At 44.2% G+C, this 1,496-nt stretch carries 1 protein-coding gene; it reads left to right on the top strand.

The window, feature by feature from the left end:
• Nucleotides 1-57 precede the first annotated feature (57 nt).
• A protein-coding gene (locus F5ESL0260_RS09250; RefSeq protein ID WP_369792500.1) for an IS3 family transposase occupies nt 58-1,463 on the top strand; the annotation gives its coding sequence in 2 pieces (ribosomal slippage) (nt 58-541 and nt 541-1,463; 1,407 coding nt in all).
• Nucleotides 1,464-1,496: the final 33 nt, after the last annotated feature.

A 1,496-nucleotide genomic window follows, 5' to 3' on the forward strand; every position in this document is an offset into this window, starting at 1 on the left:
AATTGAAGTGCTCCATAATAGTTAGACATTAATCTGACTATTAGGAGCACTTTTTTCATGACTAAATATTCAACTACTTTGAAAATGGAAATTTGCAGTAAATACTTATCCCACCAAACCTCTTTAGCTAAACTAGAACGCGAATACGGCATTGATCATACCGAGATTAGGGCCTGGGCAGAACGTGCCCGTAAACATGGCTTAGCCGCTTTAAAGGTTACTCACACCCGACAAACTTATTTGCCTGAATTCAAGCTAAATGTGGTACGCTTCTATCATGAACATCACATGGGAGTACTCCAGGTAGCTGCAGTTTTTAATCTTTCGCGGTCAGTAGTAAGACAATGGCTGGCGGCTTATCAGGCTGCAGGCTACTCTGGGCTGCTCCCAAAATCCAAGGGGAGACCACCAACCATGACTAAAAAGAAGCGTCAGAAGAAGCTTAAACCCACTAAGAAGCTAACCGAAGTAGAACAATTGCGTCGTCAGGTTGCTGAGCTAGAGGCACAAAAAGCCGACTTAGAATTGGATAACTTAATCCTAAAAAAAGTGGCTGCCCGATATCCACGCTCACCAACCGGCAAAAAACCAGAATAGTCGTGGAGATTCGGGCTGAGCGACCTGAGGTGCCGTTAAAGCTTTTGCTTGCCAAGCTGCACCTTAACCGCAAAACTTATTACGACAACCGCAGTCACCGATTGAACCGATTAGATAAATACGCTGCTGTTAAAGGCGTAATCAAGTCTATCTTCTACCAAGAAAGTGATGAGACTTACGGTTATCGACGTATGCATGGTGCACTCTTAGATCAAGGCTTTAGCTATGCGCCCAATACCGTGCGCAAGCTGATGCGGCAGCTGGGACTAAAGACCAGAGTCTACAGTAGGCGCACTGCACGCTACAGTTCTTATGCGGGCCCTGCAGGCGTAATCAAGGAAAACATTTTAAAGCAGCGGTTTAATGAAACCAGACCCTACCACGTCTTACACACGGATATTACCGAATACAAGCTGACCACAGGCAAAAAGGTTTATATTTCACCGGTCATTGATGAGGCCTCACTGGAAATACTGGCTTGTCAAGTCAGCTATTCGCCTAACATGAAGCTGGTTTATGATATGCTGGCAGAGCTTAAGCACAAGCTGCCTAAAACAGCCCAGCCTATTTTGCATTCAGATCAGGGTTTTCAATACCGCCACAGCGGCTATCAGACCAAACTAAGACAGATGAAGATTAAGCAAAGCATGTCGCGCAAGGGTAATTGCCACGATAATGCACCGGGAGAAACCATCTTCAACCTAATGAAACGGGAGAAGCTCAACCGCATTAAGATCAGTTCACTAGCAGAAATGCGGGAAGTACTGCATGATTACGTTTACTGGTTCAATCATATTAGAAGATCAAACAAACTAAAATACACGACCCCGATCAAATATCGAAATCGTGCATTGAGTCTTGCGTAATATTAAAATGTCTAACTTTTTAGTTGCACTTCA

It is taken from the genome of Lactobacillus sp. ESL0260 (genome assembly GCF_003692935.1).
Taxonomy (GTDB): Bacteria; Bacillota; Bacilli; order Lactobacillales; family Lactobacillaceae; genus Lactobacillus; species Lactobacillus melliventris.